The sequence below is a fragment of the Pseudomonas sp. CLCA07 genome, assembly GCF_053615335.1.
Window position 1 is genome coordinate 3491153 of sequence record NZ_CM132131.1, and the last position, 18634, is coordinate 3509786.

14 protein-coding genes and 1 pseudogene are annotated in these 18634 nt (G+C 60.0%); 10 read left to right on the top strand and 5 right to left on the bottom strand.

What is annotated here, in order from left to right:
* Positions 1-52: 52 nt before the first annotated feature.
* The 5 genes from ACWGZX_RS16185 (at position 53) to ACWGZX_RS16205 (ending at position 9442) form a co-directional block, all read left to right on the top strand.
* Positions 53-2503, top strand: a complete 2451-nt coding sequence (locus tag ACWGZX_RS16185) for a glycogen/starch/alpha-glucan phosphorylase (protein ID WP_452624585.1) — start codon at positions 53-55, stop codon at positions 2501-2503.
* A 218-nt stretch (positions 2504-2721) separates the two neighbouring features.
* Complete coding sequence (locus tag ACWGZX_RS16190; RefSeq protein WP_452624586.1) at positions 2722-6300, top strand: DUF2339 domain-containing protein; 3579 nt, start codon at positions 2722-2724, stop codon at positions 6298-6300.
* Positions 6297-7670: a DUF3999 domain-containing protein gene (locus ACWGZX_RS16195; protein WP_452624587.1), complete on the top strand. Its 1374-nt coding sequence runs from the start codon at positions 6297-6299 to the stop codon at positions 7668-7670. Before ACWGZX_RS16190 ends, ACWGZX_RS16195 begins: the two co-directional genes overlap by 4 nt.
* A 155-nt stretch (positions 7671-7825) precedes the next feature.
* Positions 7826-8836, top strand: coding sequence for a class 1 fructose-bisphosphatase (locus ACWGZX_RS16200; RefSeq protein ID WP_223519866.1), 1011 nt, complete (start codon positions 7826-7828; stop codon positions 8834-8836).
* A 3-nt stretch (positions 8837-8839) separates the two neighbouring features.
* On the top strand, positions 8840-9442 hold the full coding sequence (locus ACWGZX_RS16205) for a DUF924 family protein (protein ID WP_452624588.1): 603 nt from the start codon (positions 8840-8842) through the stop codon (positions 9440-9442).
* 18 nt (positions 9443-9460) lie between these two features.
* Here the strand turns inward: ACWGZX_RS16205 and ACWGZX_RS16210 are convergent, their stop codons facing one another.
* From ACWGZX_RS16210 to ACWGZX_RS16225, 4 genes and pseudogenes are all read right to left on the bottom strand, one after another.
* A complete protein-coding gene (locus tag ACWGZX_RS16210; RefSeq protein WP_223519870.1) occupies positions 9461-9793 on the bottom strand; it encodes a type II toxin-antitoxin system RelE/ParE family toxin in 333 nt (110 codons plus the stop codon).
* A complete protein-coding gene (locus ACWGZX_RS16215) occupies positions 9790-10062 on the bottom strand; it encodes a type II toxin-antitoxin system Phd/YefM family antitoxin (protein ID WP_223519872.1) in 273 nt (90 codons plus the stop codon). Before ACWGZX_RS16215 ends, ACWGZX_RS16210 begins: the two co-directional genes overlap by 4 nt.
* A 223-nt stretch (positions 10063-10285) precedes the next feature.
* Positions 10286-11050, bottom strand: coding sequence for a methyl-accepting chemotaxis protein (locus ACWGZX_RS16220; protein WP_411741868.1), 765 nt, complete (start codon positions 11048-11050; stop codon positions 10286-10288).
* Positions 11051-11191: 141 nt separating this feature from the next.
* Positions 11192-12178, bottom strand: a pseudogene (locus tag ACWGZX_RS16225) (cache domain-containing protein); the annotation flags it as partial.
* A gap of 283 nt (positions 12179-12461) precedes the next feature.
* Here ACWGZX_RS16225 and ACWGZX_RS16230 point away from each other — a divergent pair.
* Positions 12462-12716 carry a hypothetical protein gene (locus tag ACWGZX_RS16230; RefSeq protein ID WP_059406430.1) on the top strand — a complete coding sequence of 85 codons (255 nt, stop codon included), beginning with the start codon at positions 12462-12464 and terminating at the stop codon, positions 12714-12716.
* Positions 12717-12747: 31 nt separating this feature from the next.
* On the top strand, positions 12748-13317 hold the full coding sequence (locus ACWGZX_RS16235) for a lipocalin family protein (protein WP_223519875.1): 570 nt from the start codon (positions 12748-12750) through the stop codon (positions 13315-13317).
* Positions 13318-13440: 123 nt separating this feature from the next.
* On the opposite strand, the gene ACWGZX_RS16240 is transcribed toward ACWGZX_RS16235, so the two are convergent.
* Positions 13441-14805, bottom strand: coding sequence for a formimidoylglutamate deiminase (locus ACWGZX_RS16240; RefSeq protein ID WP_452624590.1), 1365 nt, complete (start codon positions 14803-14805; stop codon positions 13441-13443).
* A gap of 304 nt (positions 14806-15109) precedes the next feature.
* Between ACWGZX_RS16240 and hutC the strand changes: the two genes are divergently transcribed.
* The 3 genes from hutC to hutU all read left to right on the top strand — a co-directional run bounded on the left by hutC (position 15110) and on the right by hutU (position 18547).
* Positions 15110-15820: a histidine utilization repressor gene (gene hutC / locus ACWGZX_RS16245; RefSeq protein ID WP_178082336.1), complete on the top strand. Its 711-nt coding sequence runs from the start codon at positions 15110-15112 to the stop codon at positions 15818-15820.
* A gap of 9 nt (positions 15821-15829) precedes the next feature.
* Positions 15830-16399: a HutD/Ves family protein gene (locus tag ACWGZX_RS16250; RefSeq protein ID WP_452624591.1), complete on the top strand. Its 570-nt coding sequence runs from the start codon at positions 15830-15832 to the stop codon at positions 16397-16399.
* Positions 16400-16858: 459 nt separating this feature from the next.
* Positions 16859-18547, top strand: coding sequence for a urocanate hydratase (gene hutU, locus ACWGZX_RS16255; RefSeq protein ID WP_223519881.1), 1689 nt, complete (start codon positions 16859-16861; stop codon positions 18545-18547).
* Positions 18548-18634 lie beyond the last annotated feature (87 nt).

The window sequence follows — 18634 nt, forward strand, 5'->3', positions numbered from 1 at the left end:
TCTGTCAGACCGTCTAGGCTCAACAATTCCACGCTCGCCCGAGGTCCTATCGATGACTCAAGAACCACTTGTTCGCGAAGCAGAGGTGGCCGCATTCCGCGACGCCGTCTTGACCAAGCTCACCTACGCGGTGGGTAAAGACCCGGATCATGCCTTCGACCACGACTGGTTCGAAGCCATCGCCCTGGCGGCACGGGACCACATGGTCGAGCACTGGATGGACCACACCCGGCAGATCTACCGCAAAGGGCAGAAACGGGTTTATTACCTCTCCCTGGAATTCCTTATCGGCCGGCTGCTCTACGACAGTCTGAGCAACCTTGGCCTGCTCGACGTCGCCCGTGAAGCACTGACCGAGCTCGGCGTCGACCTTGAACGCATTCGCCTGCTGGAGCCCGACGCGGCGCTGGGTAACGGCGGCCTCGGTCGTCTGGCGGCGTGCTTCATGGAAAGCATGTCGACCCTCGGCATCGCCGGCCATGGTTACGGCATTCGTTATGAGCACGGTTTGTTCCGCCAGGCCATCGTCGATGGCTGGCAGCAGGAGCAGACTGAACACTGGCTGGACTTCGGCAACCCGTGGGAATTCGAGCGACCAGAAGTCGCTTACCCGATCGGCTTCGGCGGCGGCGTCGAAACCGTCATCGATGAAAACGGCAAATCCAAGCAAGTCTGGACCCCGGTGGAAACCGTCCGGGCCATTGCGTATGACACCCCGGTGGTCGGCTGGCGCGGGGCGAGCGTCAACACGCTGCGTCTGTGGCGTGCCCGGGCCATGGAAGATTTGCATCTGGAGCGCTTCAACGCCGGTGACCACTTGGGCGCGGTAGCGGAAGTGGCCCGGGCCGAAAGTATTTCTCGCGTGCTTTATCCAGCGGACAGCACCGAAGCCGGTCAGGAACTGCGCCTGCGCCAGGAATACTTCTTCGTCGCCGCATCCTTGCAAGATTTGCTGCGCCGCCATCGCAACATGCACACCTCGGTGCTGACCCTGGGCGAACACGCAGCGATCCAGCTCAACGACACTCACCCTTCGATTGCCGTCGCCGAATTGATGCGCCAGCTGGTCGATGTCTACGACGTGGCGTGGGATGCGGCGTGGCAAGTTACCGTCGATACGTTGTCGTACACCAACCACACGCTGTTGCCCGAAGCGCTGGAAACCTGGCCGGTCGGTTTGATGGAGCGGATGTTGCCACGGCACATGCAGATCATTTACCTGATCAATGCCCAACACATCGACTCCCTGCGGGCCAAGGGCATTCATGACTTCGACGTGTTGCGCGCTGTGTCGCTGATCGAAGAAGACAACGGTCGCCGTGTGCGCATGGGCAACCTTGCGTTCCTCGGCTCGCACAGCGTCAACGGCGTGTCCGGGCTGCACACGCAGCTGATGCGCAAAACCGTGTTCTCCGAACTGCACAAGCTCTACCCGGACCGGATCAACAACAAGACCAACGGCATCACCTTCCGCCGCTGGCTCTACCAGGCCAACCCCGAACTGACGTCGATGATGGTCGATGCCCTCGGGCCTGATTTGCTGGATAACCCGGAGGAGCGCTTGCTCGGCCTGGAACCGTTCGCCGAGAAAGCTGCGTTCCGCAAGGCGTTCGCCGAGCAGCGACTACAGAGCAAAAAAGCCTTGGCGTACCTGATTCACGAGCGGCTGGGAGTGGCGGTCAACCCTGCGGCGATGTTCGACGTGCAGGTAAAACGGATCCACGAATACAAACGCCAGTTGCTCAATCTAATGCACACCGTGGCGCTGTATCAGGCAATTCGGGCCGAACCGGAAATCGACTGGGTGCCGCGCGTGAAGATCTTCGCCGGCAAGGCCGCCGCCAGTTATCACCAGGCCAAGCTGATCATCAAGTTGACCAACGATATTGCCCGGGTGGTGAACAACGACCCGACCGTGCGCGGCCTGCTCAAAGTGGTGTTCCTGCCCAACTACAACGTCAGCCTGGCGGAGAGCATTATTCCGGCGGCGGATTTGTCGGAACAGATTTCCACCGCAGGCTTCGAGGCTTCCGGCACCAGCAACATGAAGTTCGGCCTCAACGGTGCACTGACCATCGGCACCCTGGACGGCGCCAACGTAGAAATGTCCGAGCGCATCGGGGTCGAACACATGTTCATCTTCGGTCTCAGTGCGCAGCAGGTCGAGGCGCGCAAACAGAACCACGAGTTCAATGCGACGCCGGACATCGCGGCGTCTCATCGACTCAATGATGTGCTGCAAGCGATTCGCGGCGGGGTGTTCTCGCCGGATGATCCGTCCCGTTACACCGGGCTGATTGATTCGCTGGTGGATTACGACCGCTTCCTGGTGTGCGCCGATTTCGACTCTTACTGGAATGCGCAGATGCGCGTCGAAGCCCATTGGCACGATTCCAAGGAGTGGTGGCGTTCGGCAGTGTTGAGCACGTCGCGGATGGGTTGGTTCTCTTCAGACCGGACCATTCGCGAGTACGCCACGGAAATCTGGAAGGCGCTGGAGTAACGTTTCGCAATAATTTGCGTGCACGGCCCGACGGTGTCGGGCCTGGTCGATATACTAAGCACCAGTTTCAGTGATCGCTGCGCACTCTATCGCGGGCAAGCCATGCTCCCACAGGTCATGCGTCGTTCTGATGGCTCATGACCTGTGGGAGCGTGGCTTGCCCGCGATGACGTCCGTGCAGGCGCCGCAAGGCAATGGGCCGTTTAGGGATATCGACCATGCAATGGATTTTCATGCTGATTGGGCTGGTGCTCGGCTGGATACTCGACGAGTCGTTCAGTGATGCGCTGTTAGGCGCGTTGCTCGGCTTGGGTATCGGCCAGGCCATTCGTATCGCCCGTTTAGGTTCACAAGCTGCCGAGCAGCACCTTCTACTGGAGCAGACGCAGGTAGCGCTGAATACAGTGCAACAACGCCTGGCCTTGCTGGAGGTGTCTGGTGTCAAAACGCCTGAAACCAGTGAGCCGGTTGCCAGCGAACCGGTTGGGCCTCCTGAATTTACCCTCGACGAAATCCCTGTCGAAACCCCGGAACTGATCTGGGACCTGCCCCCCGAACTCGAACCAATCACCGCTGTGGCGGCTGAAACCAGCCGGCCACTGCCTGCCGACGCCTGGAAACCCGAGCCGGTCGCTCGTGAGCCTGCCACCCCGCGCGGCCCCAACCGCATTGATCGCGCCATCAGCGGCGCGCGCGCCTGGCTGTTCAGCGGTAACACTGTGCTGCGGGTCGGCGTGGTGCTGTTGTTCCTCGGTCTGGCCTTTTTACTGCGGTATGCGACCGAAGGCATGGTCGTGCCGATTGAGCTGCGTTACGCCGGCGTCGCGGCGGCTGCGTTGGGGCTGCTCGGTTTGGGTTGGTGGCTGCGTCATCGCAACACCAATTACGCATTGATGCTGCAAGGCACCGGCATTGCCGTGCTGTACCTGACGGTGTTCGCCGCCATGCGTTTACATCCGCTGCTGGATCCGACGGCGGCGCTTGGCTTGCTGGTGGCGGTCACGGCGTTCTCAGCGATTCTGGCAATCACCCAGGATTCACTGGCGCTGGCCTGCGCCGCCGCGTTGGGCGGTTTTGCCGCGCCAATCCTGACGTCCACTGGCGCCGGCAACCACGTCGCGCTGTTCAGCTACTTCGCCTTGCTCAACGCAGGCATCCTCGCCATCGCCTGGTTCAAGGCCTGGCGCCTGCTCAACCTGATCGGTTTTGTCGGCACGTTCGGCATCGGTTTCGCCTGGGGGCTGCGTTCCTACACGCCGGAGTTGCTGTGGAGTACTGAGCCGTTCCTGATTGTGTTTTTCCTGATGTACCTGGCCATCGGCCTGCTGTTCGCCCGGCGCAAGTTGCTGGAAATGAGCGATGCGCCCGAGGACGACAGCCGCGAGGCGCTGCTGCGTTGGTCGGCGCGCAAAGGTGATTACGTCGACGGCACCATGCTGTTTGGTCCGCCGCTGGTGGGCTTCGGTTTGCAATTCGCGCTGGTCCAGCACCTTGAGTTTGCCGCCGCGTTCAGCGCGCTGGCGCTGGGCATGATCTACATGGGCCTGGCCCGTTTACTGATGGGTGGCCGCGCGTTGTTGCTGGCAGAAACCTGTCTGGCACTGGGCGTGATCTTCGCCAGTCTCGCCATTCCATTGGGCCTTGATGCGCGCTGGACAGCTGCGGCTTGGGCCGTCGAAGGCGCCGGGATTTTCTGGCTCGGCTTGCGTCAGCAACGTCCGTTGGCCAGGGCCTTTGCCTTGCTGCTTCAACTGGGCTCGGCGCTGGCGTTTCTCAGCGAGTTGCGGATCGGCGAAAGCAGCCTGCTCGATGGCTCACCGTTGGGCGCGTTGATGCTCGGCGTGGCGTTGCTGTTCAGCTTCTACCAATTGCGCCAAGCCTTGCCGGAGCAAATCGCGCAATGGGAGCGCAAAGGGCTGCCGGTTCTGGCTTGCCTCGGCCTGACGTTCCTTTATCTGTTGGCGCCGTTGTTTTTCTTCACCCACGGTACGGCGATCAGTTGGGCGCTGGCCGGTCTGGCGACGTTGTTTGTCGGTCTGCGTCTGCAATCACGCACGTTCCTGTTCACCGCGTTTGCCGTGCAGTTGCTCGGCGGTGCGTTGTTCCTGCTGCGGCTGCAAGGCGCCGGTGGTGAGTCTACGGCGGTGTTCAGCGCGGGCTGGAGCGGTTTGCTGAGCGCGTCCTTGATTGGTCTGGCCTTGATCGCCGGCATGCTGCTGGCAGCGCGCGATGAGATGGTGCGCAGCGACGTGCGACTGTTACGTGGGTTGTCGGTGGTGTTGCTGGCCGGTCTGGTGCTGATCAATCTGGCCGTGCTGTTCGTCCTGCCGTGGCAGACCGCGAGCGCGGTGTGGGCGGCCAGTGGTTTGTTCATCATCTGGTTGAGCCTGTATCTGAAACAGCGCGTGAGTTTTGTCTTCGGTTTGCTGTTGCAGGTGATCGGCGGCGCGGCGTTCCTGTTTGCCGGGCCGGACCTGCTCGGACCTTTGGCCAGCGAAGGACTGAAGCCGCTGGCGCACAGCGGTTTCTGGACGCCGTTGGTGTTGGGTTTGGCAGCGCTGGTCGGGGCCTGGCGATTGCAGCTTGGCAACCACGCTTCGGCGTTCGATGTGCTGAGCTTGCAGCGTTTGTCCGAAGTGCTGCTGGTGTGGGGCGCGGGTTGGTGGGCGCTGGCGTGGGTCAGTGAAGTATTGCGTTTTGCGCCGGTAACTCTGCAAGCGACGTTGTTGCTGGCGGTCGCGGCAGTCAGCGTGGCGCTATGGACGGCGTTGGCGCTGCGCTTGAAATGGTCGTCGCTGGGGCTGCTGTGCACCTTGCTGATGCCGGCGGCCGGCGTGGTGTTGCTTGCGGCGTGGCACTCGCGATATCACCCTGCGGCCAATTTTGGTTGGCTGGCCTGGGCGGCGGTGTTCGTCGTGCATTCCATCTCGCTGAAGCGACTGGCGCCCATGTTACCGGCGCGCGCTGTGAGCACCGCGCATGTGCTCGGCTGCTGGCTGTTGATCGGTGTGCTGGCGCTGGAGCTGCGTTACGGCTTGCTGCTGTTGTCCGAGCAATACAACGCCTGGCGCTGGTTGGGCTGGGCGATTCTGCCAAGCCTGTATCTGGTGCTGATGGCTGCGCCGCGCAATTGGCCGTGGCCGGTGTCGGCGTATCCCAAGGAATACCGACTGTTTGCGGCGGCACCGCTGGCGCTGCTGATGCTCGGTTGGTTTTGGCTGGCGAATTTCGCCAGCGACGGCACCGCCGAACCACTGCCGTATGTTCCGTTGATCAACCCGCTGGAGTTGGGCCTGCTGTTTGCGCTGTTCGGCGTCTACGCATGGTCGCGCAGCGCCGTGACGCAAGTGGCGATCCGCAAGGACTACGCCGAACCCGCCACGCAATTGATCGCCGGGGTTTCACTGTTCATGTTCTTTACCGCGTTGGTGATGCGCACCGCGCACCATTGGGGTGGTGTGCCGTTTCAGTTCGATGCGTTGCTTGAATCGATGCTGGTGCAGGCCGGCCTGTCCATCGTCTGGACCCTGATGGCGCTGAGCCTGATGATCGGCGGTCATTTGCGCCATCGTCGCGAGGTCTGGCTGATCGGTGCGGCGTTGATCGGCGTGGTGGTGGCCAAGCTGTTCTTTGTGGAATTGAGTAACCGCGGCGGGCTCGCGCGGATCGTGTCGTTTATCGGCGTTGGCGTGTTGCTGCTGGTGGTGGGCTATTTCGCGCCGCTGCCGCCCAAGCGTGCCGAGGCTGCGCCGGAGTCTGAAAAACCGGCACCGGAAACCGAAGGAGTGTCGTCTTGAGTCAGAAGCTGAACCTGGGCTGGTTGGGCGCGGTGGCGCTGGGTGTGACGCTGTCGGTCAGCGCGCAGGAGCAACCGGCGGATTTCACCACTCAAGTGCCGTTGTCCGTGAGCGGCGAAGGCCCGTGGTATCGCCTCGATTTGCCGTTGAGCGTGCAGTTGAATGCGCGGCAAACTGACCTGAGTGATGTGCGTGTCTTCAACGCCGCCGGTCAGGTTCAAGCGTATGCCTTGGCGAGAGAACCGGCCCAAACCCGGGAAAATCGCACGCTGACCGACGTGAAGTGGTTCCCGTTGTACACCTCGGCAGATTCTACCGAGCGCGCGCCTGGCGTGCGGGTGCAGTCGAGTGCCAGCGGCGCGCTGGTCGAAGTACAGCCGTCCAGTCAGCTGGAAGCGGGCGAAGAAGTGCTGCGCGGCTGGTTGCTCGATGCCAGCGCCATCAAGGCTCCGTTGCAGCAATTGGTCCTCGACTGGACCAGCGAGCGCGACGGCTTCCAGCAGTTCAGCATCGAAGCCAGCGACGACTTGCAGCATTGGCAGTCGTGGGGCCAGGGACAGGTCGCACGGCTGGCGTTTGCCGACGAACGGGTCGAGCAGCATGAAGTCAGCCTGCCGGGGCAATCGGCGCGCTATCTGCGCTTGTTATGGAGCTCACCACAACCGGCGCCAGCGCTGACCTCGGCGCAGCTGGAAAGCGCGAGCATCCGCAGCTTGCCGCTGCCGTTGGTCTGGTCGCAACCGTTGGCCGGCAGCAGCGTGAAGACCGGTGAATACACCTGGCAATTGCCGATGGGGCTGAATGTCGAGCGGGTTCAGGTCGAACTGAGCCAGCCCAACAGTCTGGCACCGGTCACTTTGTCCGGTCGCCGCGAGAGCAGCTTGCCGTGGCAGCCGCTGGGCAGCGGCTTGCTGTATCGCCTGACCCAGAATGACCAGGACGTGGTGCAGAACGAATTGCAGCTGCCGGGGCAAACCCTGCAGCAGTTGAAGCTGGTCGTGGACGAACGCGGTGGCGGCCTGGGCGCCGAAGCACTGACGCTGAAGTATGCCGTGCGTCCGACACTTCTGGTCTTCCTCGCGCGCGGGCCAGGGCCTTATACGCTGGCGCTGGGGAATGCGACGGTGAAAGCGGCGAGCTTGCCGTTGTCGACGCTGATTCCGGATTACAGTGCGCAGAAGCTGGCGACATTGGGTAAGGCCGTGGTGGCGAGCGATGGCGTGGTTTCGCCGGTGTCTACGTCAGTAACGCCTGCGACGGCTGGCATGAACTGGAAGAAATTCGGGTTGTGGGCGGTGCTGTTGCTGAGCGTGCTGGTTCTGGCGGCGATGGCGTTCAGCTTGCTGCGCAAGCCCCCCGTCAAACCCTGAAAGCGGTTTATCGGTCGGTAAAAGTGCCCGATTCGAACTACGCTCATCCCGGCGCATGAACTCTCTTGGGCGTATCACGTCTGATAGGAGGAAATGCGCCTCGACTCGCGTTAAACTGCGCGGGTTTTTAGCCCCCCATTCCACCGGAGCCTTCCATGTCCCGCGTTACCCTGAGTCGCTATTTGATTGAGCAGACCCGTAGCAACAACACCCCTGCTGATCTGCGTTTCCTGATCGAAGTGGTGGCGCGTGCTTGCAAAGAGATCAACCACGCCGTGTCCAAAGGCGCCCTCGGTGGTGTTCTGGGCAGCATGGGCACTGAAAACGTCCAAGGTGAAGTGCAGAAGAAACTCGACGTGATCTCCAACGAGATCCTGCTCGAAGCCAACGAATGGGGCGGTCACCTGGCCGGCATGGCGTCCGAAGAAATGGACAATGCCTACCAGATCCCGGGCAAATACCCGAAAGGCGCGTACCTGCTGGTATTCGACCCGCTGGACGGTTCGTCGAACATTGATATCAACGCGCCGGTCGGTACGATTTTCTCGGTGCTGCGTTGCCCGAACGAATACCTGAGCCAGAATGAGCCCTTGAACGAAAAGGCTTTCCTGCAGCCAGGCACCGAGCAAGTGGCTGCCGGTTACGCGATCTACGGTCCACAGACCATGTTGATCCTGACCCTGGGCGACGGCGTAAAAGGCTTCACCCTGGACCGTGAAATGGGCAGCTTCGTGCTGACCCATGAAGACATCAAGATCCCGACCTCCACTCAGGAATTCGCGATCAACGCCTCCAATCAGCGCCACTGGGAAGCTCCGGTACAACGCTACGTCAGCGAATTGCTGGCTGGCGAAGAAGGCCCGCTGAAAAAGAACTACAACATGCGCTGGGTCGCCGCGATGGTCGCAGACGTGCACCGCATCCTGACCCGTGGCGGTCTGTTCATGTACCCACGCGACAGCCGCGAGCCGTCCAAGCCGGGCAAGCTGCGTTTGATGTACGAAGCCAACCCGATGTCGTTCCTGGTTGAACAGGCTGGCGGCGCCTCCACCGATGGCCATCAGCGCATCCTCGACATCAAGCCTGACGGCCTGCACCAGCGTGTCGCCGTGTTCCTCGGTTCGAAAGAAGAAGTCGAACGTGTTACGGCTTACCACAAGGAATAAACTATGACCGCGCCCTGGCAGCCGTTGCTCGATTGGTGGTTCGGTAATGCCGAATCGCCTAATGAAGTGGCGGCTGACAAGGGCAAGTTATGGTTCGGCAAGCGCGACAGCCAGGACCTCGAAGCGCAGACGCGTTTCGGGGACCGGGTCGAGCAGGCACTGGCCGGCGGACTGACTGACTGGGCGCAATGCCCCGAAGGTTGGCTGGCTCTGGTGCTGCTGCTCGATCAACTCCCGCGAATGATCTATCGCGACACTCCCAAATCCTTTTCCGGCGATCTCAGGGCTCAGGCACTGGTGGCGCAAGGCATTGCTGCGGATTTTGATCGGCAGTTGAGGCCTGTTCAGCGGGTCTTTATCTACCTGGTGATGGAGCATTGCGAGCATCTGGCAGTACAGAGCGAAGCCGTTTCGCGGTTCATCGAATTGATGGCGCAGCAGCCGGAGGCTGATCGGGCTGTGTTTGCCGATAATCTGGATTATGCCGAGCGGCATCGGGACGTGATTGCGCGGTTTGGGCGGTTTCCGCATCGCAATGCGGTGTTGGGGCGGGAGTCTACGGCTGAGGAGTTGGAGTTTCTCCGCAAGCCAGGCTCGCGTTTTTAGACGCGATGGGCCTCGAACTTACGGATTCCCTTGAAACAGGCGTTTCATCAGCAGTGTTGGCAGGTTTTTCCGAGTATCGGCAATGATGTGGACATAGACCGTTTGGTCTCGTACTTCATAAATGATCCTGTTCATTCCTGAAAGTATTTGTCGGTACTGACTGAGGTGGAGCTTCTCTATTTCTTCAGGGATTGATCCTGAATAGGGTTGCGCTCCCAAGTGGCGGATGGCTGATTTCAAAGAGGTGTAGGTGCTTTGCCAGGTTTGGATGGAAAACTGTTTGATGAGATAGGTACGAAGTTCTTTTAAGTCTGTTTCGGCGGACTGAAGAATGACGACCTTTAAACTCATTGATGGTCAGCCTCGTCCAGTTCCGCGAAGACGTCTTCGGCATCGCGAAATTTGCCTTCTTCAATCTCACGATTACCCATTGCCAAGAGTTTTAAAAGGGCCATCGTGTCTTCTTGCTCTTCGAAGCTTTTCACGTCCATTACCACGAGCTTTGCTTCACCATTTTGGGTGATGACCAAGGGCTCACGGCTTTCTGTAATTGTTTTGACGATTTCTGCTGTATGGCTTTTCAGGTAGCTGATTGGCTTGATTTGAGATGAAAGCTTCATGGGGTGAGCCTCGCCAGGTTGAGTAGGACCGAGTTTAGTCTTAATTCAGTCCTGCGTCAGGTGCTGCCGACCGGCGTTTTCTCAACGGGCATTGATCCAGGTTTTAGAGATTCATTGCGGCTGATGCCGCCTTCGCTGGCAAGCCAGCTCCTACATCGGATCTCCAGTGCGACAAAGATCCCGTAGGAGCTGGCTTGCCAGCGAAGGGGCCCGCAAGAGCGCCTTAGATCCGGAAACTACCCACCAACTGCTTCAACCGCGCCGCCTGCTGCTCAAGATCAGCACATGCGCGCAAGGTCGCCTGCAAGTTCTCCACGCCTTCCTGGTTCAGCGTATTGATCTCGGTAATGTCGACGTTGATCGACTCCACCACCGCGGTCTGCTCTTCCGTCGCCGTCGCCACCGACTGGTTCATCCCGTCGATTTCACCAATACGCTGCGTCACGCTACCCAGGCGTTCCCCGGCCTGGTTGGCGATGCCGACGCTGCTTTCGCTCTGGCGCTGGCTGTCGGTCATGATGCTCACCGCTTCGCGGGCGCCGACTTGCAGTTCTTCGATCATCTTCTGCACTTGCTGCGCCGAATCCTGAGTGCGGTGGGCGAGGTTGCGCACTTCATCCGCGACCACGGCAAAACCGCGACCGGCTTCACCGGCACGGGCCGCTTCGATGGCTGCGTTGAGCGCAAGCAGGTTGGTTTGCTGGGAAATGCTGGTGATCACTTCCAGAATCTGCCCAATGTTCACGGTGTTGCTGTTGAGCGTTTCGATGTTGCCGCACGAATCGCTGATCTTCGCCGACAGCTGCTGCATCGCGGCGATGGTTTTATCCACCACTTGCTGGCCGTCTTCGGCCAGGGAGCGGGCATCGCTGGAGTGCTGCGAGGCGAGGGCGGCGTTCTGGGCGATTTCCTGGGCGGCGGCGCCCAGTTCGTTGATCGCTGCGGCAACGCTGCTGGTGCGCGAGGCTTGCTGGTCGGAGTTGAACATCGATGAGTTTGATGCGGCCACGACGCGCAGCGCCACTTCGTTCACCTGGCCGGTGGCCGAGGACACTTCGCGAATCGAGGTGTGAATACGCTCTACAAAGCGGTTGAACGAGGTGCCCAGCGCGCCGAACTCGTCCTGACCGTGGATGGTCAGGCGTTTGGTCAGGTCACCTTCACCTTCGGCGATGTCATGCATCGCGCGGCCCATGATCAGCAGCGGCTGCATCAGGACGCTGATCAACATGCCCAGTAACGCGATGATGATCACCACTGCGATCACCATGGCAATGATCGCCGAGGTGCGGAATTCGCTGAGCATCGAGAACGCGGTGTCCTGATCCAGCACCAGTGCCACGTACCAGTCCGCCGACGGCACGCCGTTGACGTGGGTGAAGGAGATGAACTGGGTTTTGCCGTCGAGCTCGACTTCTTTCATGCCCGGGCTGACTTTCGGTGCGCCGTTCGGGTAGGCGTCTGCCAGGCCTTTGAGCACCAGTTTGCTGTCTGGGTGGATCAGGATCTTGCCGTCGGCGCTGACGATGAACGCATGGCCGTGGCCGCCGAAGTTCAGCGAGTTGATGATCGCGCTGACGCTGGACAGGTCGATGTCCGCGCCGGCGACGCCGATCATCTGGCCCTGATACTTCACGGGTGTGGCAACAGTAATTACTGGTTTGCCGGAAGACGCGGCGATGTACGGTTCGGTGACGATGGTCTGTTGCGCACTGTTGGCCGCCTTGTACCAGCCACGGGCGCGTGGGTCGTAGTCGGCGGCACGATTGCCGGCCGGGACCGAAAACATCACACCGTCAGTGCCGCCGAAATAGCTCAGCTGGAAGTTGCTGATGTAGGCCGGCAGGTCGATGGCGCGTTTCAGGCTGGCCTGTGCGCTGCCGTCCACGGCGATCTGCTGGGACAACGATTGCAGCAACTGGATGCGGCTTTCCAGCCAGGTCTGGATGTTGCTGGTGGTCAGGCTGCCGAGTTCCTGCATCGAGGATTCGGTACTGCTGCGCAAGGTCTGGCGCTGGCGGTAGTCGTTGAACAGGATAAAGCAGGCGAACGCAACGGCGACCACGAGGGCGGCTGCCAGCAGGATCTTGTGGCTGAATTTCATGTTTCTGGTCATTAAGTGCACTACCGCGGAGGGACTTGTCAGCGAGGGAGCGTGAATTGCCACAGTCGAGGGCTTTACACTCCTTCTATGTCGACTGGCCAGCGCGAAAGATTAGGCGTCTTATTGCAAAAACTGACGAAATACTCATAGGCTCAGGAAAGTGGCTGATTTTTCGAAAAAAGGCAGACGAGCGGCCCGATAAATAGCACGAAGGTCGGGGAACCAGATGGGGGTTTTCTCTTCTAAGGTTCTGCTTGGCAGCCATGCCATTCCCCTTCGTCCCAGGAGTTTCACCATGTCGCTGCGATCTATCGCCTTGCTGTCGTTCTGCGTGTTGTTGGCCGCATGCAGCAAGGTCAATCAGGAAAACTACTCGAAGCTATCGACCGGCATGCCTAAGGCCGAGGTTGAAACGTTGCTGGGTAAGCCTGCTGATTGCTCGGGCGCACTGGGTATGTCCAGTTGCACCTGGGGCGACAAAAACAGCTTTATCAGCGTGCAGTATGCCGGTGACAAAGTATTGATGTTTTCTGGCCAAGGCCTGAAGTAAACCGGGGCGATGTGCCCACGGGAGAAAAACAATGAAGCGGTTATTACTCGTACTTTTTGCCGGCCTGGTATTGGCTGGTTGTGCCACTTCTGGCCCAGATCCGTTGGCGCCAAAAACCGTCAACAGCGTCAACCTCAAGCGTTACCAGGGGACCTGGTATGAGTTGGCTCGCATGCCCATGTATTTCCAGCGCGACTGCGCCCAATCCGAAGCCCATTACACCCTCAAGCCTGACGGTAACATGGCGATATTGAACCGCTGCCTGACGGCGCAATGGCAGTGGGAAGAGGTCAAGGGCACGGCTTATCCACAGGTGCCAGGCAAAGCCGACAAGTTGTGGGTCAAGTTCGATACCTGGCTTTCTCGTCTGATTCCGGGTGTGGCGAAGGGCGAGTACTGGGTGTTGTACGTCAGCGACGACTACAAGACGGCCATTGTTGGCGACCCGAGTCGCAAGTACCTGTGGCTGTTGGCGCGGACCCCGACCGTCAATGGTGTGGTGCGAGAGGAACTGCTGAGCAAGGCGCGTCAGCAGGGTTACGACACCTCGCGGCTGATCTGGCGTGCGTCGGAGACGCAGATGGCCAAGACCTCGAACTAACATCCACCGCAAAGCAAACCTGTGGGAGCGAGCCTGCTCGCGAAGGCGGACTGTCAGTCAACATCTCTGTTGAATGTGACGGCCCTTTCGCGAGCAGGCTCGCTCCCACAATTGTTTCCGGTGTCAGCCCAGGAGATCGCGCAGGACTTGGGTGAACGCGCGATTGCTTTCTTCTTCCCCGGCATGGCGCCCGTCACGCACAACCCACTGGCCATTGACCAGCACATCGCGAACCTGGCGATCGCCGCCGGCAAACAACCAGCGATTCAGAATCCCGTCGCCACTGGCCGTTGCCAGGTACGGATCGTTGCCGTCCAGCACCAGCCAGTCCGCACGCCTGCCCACTTCCAACGCGCCAATCGGCTGACCCAAGGCCTGAGCGCCGCCATCCAGCGCCGCGTCGTACAGCGTGCGGCCGACCATCGGTTGATCTGCGCCATACAAGCGATTACGCCGCTGATCGCGCAGACGCTGGCCGTATTCCAGCCAACGCAATTCTTCCACCACGCTCAAGGACACATGGCTGTCGGAACCGATACCCATACGCCCGCCCTGAGCGAGGAAATCCACCGCCGGGAAAATCCCGTCGCCGAGGTTGGCTTCGGTGGTCAGGCACAGACCGGCAATGGCGCGACTCTTGGCCATCAGCGTGACTTCTTCCGCGTTGGCGTGAGTGGCGTGAACCAGGCACCAGCGCTGATCGACCTCAGTGTTTTCGTACAGCCATTGCAGCGGGCGACGACCGCTCCAGGCCAGGCAGTCATCGACTTCCTTTTGCTGTTCGGCAATGTGGATGTGCACTGGGCATTGTTTGTCGCTGGCGGCCAGCACTTCGCTGATTTGCTGTGGCGTGACCGCGCGTAGCGAGTGGAAGCACAAACCCAGCGACTGCGCCGGTTGCCGGGCCAGAATCGGCTGCAAACGCGACTGAAGTTTCAGGTAGTTTTCGGTGCTGTTGATAAAGCGGCGCTGCCCGTCGTTCGGCGTCTGGCCACCGAAACCGGAATGGCTGTAGAGCACCGGCAACAGGGTCAGACCGATACCGGCGGAACTGGCGGCTTGGCTGATGCGCAGCGCCAGTTCGGCCGGGTCTGCGTAAGGCTGGCCACTGGTGTCGTGGTGCACGTAGTGAAATTCCGCGACCGAGGTATAACCGGCCTTGAGCATTTCGATGTACAGCTGGCGGGCGATGACACCGAGTTGGTCCGGGCTGATTTTTCCGACGAGGCGATACATCAAATCGCGCCAGGTCCAGAAACTGTCGTTCGGATTACCCGCCACTTCCGCGAGCCCGGCCATCGCTCGCTGGAAGGCATGGGAGTGCAAATTCGGCATACCCGGCAGCAGCGGGCCGCTCAGCCGTTCGGCGCCATCTGCGTGGGAATCGGCCTGGAGATGGGTCAATACGCCCTCGGCGTTGACCTCAAGACGTACATTGTTGGCCCATCCACTAGGCAGTAGCGCGCGTTCGGCAAAGAAGGCGGACATGGTTCAGCACCCCATCGTGTGTTATTTGTATATACATATACAGACGTTTGCCTGCTCGGTAAACTCCGGCAAGCTATGTGGCTCGTGTGGTTAGTTCGTCAGTTCAAGTTCGGATGCCAGAAATTCAGAGCCAAGGCGCTGCGACGAGTCATAGCTTGCTATGGCGAGGAGCAGCAACGCAGGATCTGGATTTCTGGCGCCGAAATTGACTGACGGAACTGACCATACGGGCCACTTTCTCTTATCAAACGAACAAGGATTAACCGTGCCGACTCCGCCCCAAGTGTCACCGTTGGCCGCGAACATGGGCGACAGTCCGGCGCCCTTGTACGCCCGTGTCAAACAGATGATCACCCAGCAAATCGACAGTGGAAACTGGCCGCCACATTACCGCGTGCCGTCGGAAAGCGAGTTGGTCAACCAACTCGGTTTCAGCCGCATGACCATCAACCGCGCTCTGCGCGAAATGACCGCCGACGGTCTGTTGGTGCGCATGCAAGGCGTGGGTACGTTCGTTGCCGAGCCAAAAAGCCAGTCCGCGCTGTTTGAAGTGCACAACATCGCCGACGAGATTGCTTCTCGTGGTCATCGCCACACCTGCAAGGTGATCACCCTCGAAGAAGAGGCCGCCGGTTCCGAGCGCGCCCTGGCATTGGATATGCGCGAAGGGCAGAGGGTTTTCCACTCGCTGATCGTGCACTTCGAAAACGATATCCCGGTGCAAATCGAAGACCGTTTCGTCAACGCGCTGGTAGCCCCGGACTACCTCAAGCAAGACTTCACCCTGCAAACGCCTTACGCCTACCTGAACCAGGTAGCGCCGCTGACCGAAGGCGAGCACGTGGTCGAGGCGATTCTGGCCGAGGCGTCCGAGTGCAAGCTGTTGCAGATTGAAAAGGGCGAGCCGTGCCTGCTGATTCGTCGCCGCACCTGGTCCGGTCGTCAGCCAGTGACCGCCGCCCGTTTGATCCACCCCGGTTCCCGTCATCGTCTGGAAGGACGGTTCCATAAATAGAGAGCATAAATGAATGGTTTGAAGGTTTTACGCGCTATCGATTACCCGCGCATGCCGTGGAAAAACGGCGGTGGCAGCACTGAAGAAATTACCCGCGACGCAGGCGTCGGCCTTGATGGTTTCGGCTGGCGCCTGTCGATTGCCGACATCGGCGAGTCGGGTGGTTTTTCGACGTTCACCGGTTATGAGCGCGTCATCACCGTGCTGCAAGGTGACGGCATGACCCTGCGGGTGGATGGTCAGGACACGCGTCCACTGTTACCGCTGACCCCGTTTGCTTTCAGCGGTGAGAGCGAGGTGTCGTGCACCCTGCTCGGCGGGCCGATCCGCGATTTCAACCTGATTTACGCGCCGCAGCGTTACAGCGCGCGGTTGCAGTGGCTGACAGGCGAGCAGCGGTTTTTCAGTTCAGCGGGCACGGTGTTGGTGTTCAGCGTGAGTGAAACGCTGGAAGTGCAGGTCGGTAACAGCACCCAGCAACTGGGTCGCCATGATTGCCTGCAACTCGACGCAAACGCCGGGTTGCTGGAAGTCGCCGTTGACAACACATGCTGCATCATCGAATTAACTGCAAACTGATTTCCCTGTAGGAGCCCGGCTTGCCGGCGATGGCGATCCGATGGACGCTATCGCCGGCAAGCCGGACTCCTACCAAAAGCGATTCACCCCGCCTCAAATCCGCTACTCATACTGTTCCCCATCGCGCACTAATTTGTTACCGAACGCCCCAGTGTGGCGCAAAACCACGCTCAGGTAACAGCCGTTCCCCCTTACGCAAAATCCCCCCGAAAAATTTCATCCCCCTCAAAACCCTTGTTTTACAGGCTTTCCTGCCTCCAAAAAACTTTTCTTGAACACCCATCCAACAAGTTGGCCGCTTGATTGCATATGCTTGTATGTACAAGTAAAGACGTATGCGTATGAGTCGATCGAGACTCTCCGCAGCGTCCACTGATTCGCTTGTGGCGCGACGATGCGCACAGGCTGGCTTGCCCACTGCCCGGGTTGGTTTGAATTGATCGCTGAGGAGTCTTTTTCGTGACTGACAATACCCAGAAACCTACCAAGTTTCGTGATGTAGAAATTCGTGCCGCTCGCGGTAACAAGCTGACCGCCAAAAGCTGGCTGACCGAAGCGCCACTGCGCATGCTGATGAACAACCTCGACCCGGAAGTCGCCGAGAACCCTAAAGAGCTGGTGGTTTACGGTGGCATTGGTCGTGCGGCACGTAACTGGGAATGCTACGACAAGATCGTCGAAAGCCTGACCAACCTGAACGACGACGAGACGCTGCTGGTGCAATCCGGCAAGCCGGTCGGCGTGTTCAAGACCCACAGCAACGCACCGCGCGTGCTGATCGCCAACTCCAACCTGGTTCCACACTGGGCGAGCTGGGAACACTTCAACGAACTCGACGCCAAAGGCCTGGCCATGTACGGCCAGATGACCGCCGGCAGCTGGATCTACATCGGCAGCCAGGGCATCGTCCAGGGCACCTACGAAACCTTCGTCGAAGCCGGTCGCCAACACTACAACGATGACCTGAAAGGTCGTTGGGTCCTGACCGCAGGCCTCGGCGGCATGGGTGGCGCTCAGCCTCTGGCCGCAACTCTGGCCGGTGCCTGCTCGCTGAACATTGAATGCCAACAGGTGAGCATCGATTTCCGCCTGAACAGCCGCTACGTCGACGAGCAAGCCACTGACCTCGACGACGCTTTGGCCCGCATCGCCAAATACACCAAAGAAGGCAAGGCGATTTCCATCGCTCTGTTGGGTAACGCGGCAGAAATCCTGCCGGAACTGGTTCGTCGTGGCGTGCGCCCGGACATGGTCACCGACCAGACCAGCGCCCACGACCCGCTCAACGGTTACCTGCCAGCCGGCTGGACCTGGGAAGAGTACCGCGCTCGCGCCAAGACCGAGCCGGCTGCCGTGGTCAAAGCCGCCAAGCAATCGATGGCCGTACACGTTAAAGCGATGCTGGATTTCCAGAAAATGGGCATCCCGACCTTCGACTACGGCAACAACATCCGTCAGATGGCCCAGGAAGAAGGCGTGGAAAACGCATTCGACTTCCCAGGCTTCGTACCGGCTTACATCCGTCCTCTGTTCTGCCGTGGCATCGGTCCATTCCGTTGGGCTGCACTGTCGGGCAACGCCGAAGACATCTACAAGACCGACGCCAAGGTCAAAGAACTGATCCCGGACGACGCCCACCTGCACAACTGGCTGGACATGGCCCGCGAGCGCATCAGCTTCCAGGGTCTGCCGGCGCGTATTTGCTGGGTAGGTCTGGGCCTGCGTGCCAAGCTCGGTCTGGCGTTCAACGAAATGGTGCGTAGCGGCGAACTGTCGGCACCGATCGTGATCGGTCGTGACCACCTGGACTCCGGTTCGGTAGCCAGCCCGAACCGCGAAACCGAATCGATGCAGGACGGTTCCGACGCTGTGTCCGACTGGCCACTGCTCAACGCCCTGCTCAACACTGCGAGCGGCGCGACCTGGGTTTCCCTGCACCACGGCGGCGGTGTCGGCATGGGCTTCTCCCAGCACTCGGGCATGGTGATTGTCTGCGACGGTACGGACGAAGCGGCCGAGCGAATTGCTCGCGTCCTGCACAACGACCCGGCGACCGGCGTAATGCGTCACGCCGATGCCGGTTACCAGATCGCCATCGACTGCGCCAAGGAACAAGGGCTGAACCTGCCGATGATCACCGGCAAATAACGCAAAACCTGTAGGAGCAAAGCTTGCTCGCGATGAACGATAACGCGGTGTATCAGATACGCCGCCATCGCGAGCAAGCTCGGCTCC

Coding starts and splice junctions, on each gene's coding strand:
- ACWGZX_RS16185 (WP_452624585.1), top strand. CDS start 53: ATGACTCAAGAACCACTTGTTCGCGAAGCAGAGGTGGCCGCATTCCGC.
- ACWGZX_RS16235 (WP_223519875.1), top strand. CDS start 12,748: ATGAAGCGGTTATTACTCGTACTTTTTGCCGGCCTGGTATTGGCTGGT.
- ACWGZX_RS16240 (WP_452624590.1), bottom strand. CDS start 14,805: ATGTCCGCCTTCTTTGCCGAACGCGCGCTACTGCCTAGTGGATGGGCC.
- ACWGZX_RS16205 (WP_452624588.1), top strand. CDS start 8,840: ATGACCGCGCCCTGGCAGCCGTTGCTCGATTGGTGGTTCGGTAATGCC.
- ACWGZX_RS16250 (WP_452624591.1), top strand. CDS start 15,830: ATGAATGGTTTGAAGGTTTTACGCGCTATCGATTACCCGCGCATGCCG.
- ACWGZX_RS16230 (WP_059406430.1), top strand. CDS start 12,462: ATGTCGCTGCGATCTATCGCCTTGCTGTCGTTCTGCGTGTTGTTGGCC.
- ACWGZX_RS16215 (WP_223519872.1), bottom strand. CDS start 10,062: ATGAAGCTTTCATCTCAAATCAAGCCAATCAGCTACCTGAAAAGCCAT.
- ACWGZX_RS16200 (WP_223519866.1), top strand. CDS start 7,826: ATGTCCCGCGTTACCCTGAGTCGCTATTTGATTGAGCAGACCCGTAGC.
- ACWGZX_RS16220 (WP_411741868.1), bottom strand. CDS start 11,050: ATGTTCAACTCCGACCAGCAAGCCTCGCGCACCAGCAGCGTTGCCGCA.
- hutC (WP_178082336.1), top strand. CDS start 15,110: ATGGGCGACAGTCCGGCGCCCTTGTACGCCCGTGTCAAACAGATGATC.
- ACWGZX_RS16190 (WP_452624586.1), top strand. CDS start 2,722: ATGCAATGGATTTTCATGCTGATTGGGCTGGTGCTCGGCTGGATACTC.
- ACWGZX_RS16210 (WP_223519870.1), bottom strand. CDS start 9,793: ATGAGTTTAAAGGTCGTCATTCTTCAGTCCGCCGAAACAGACTTAAAA.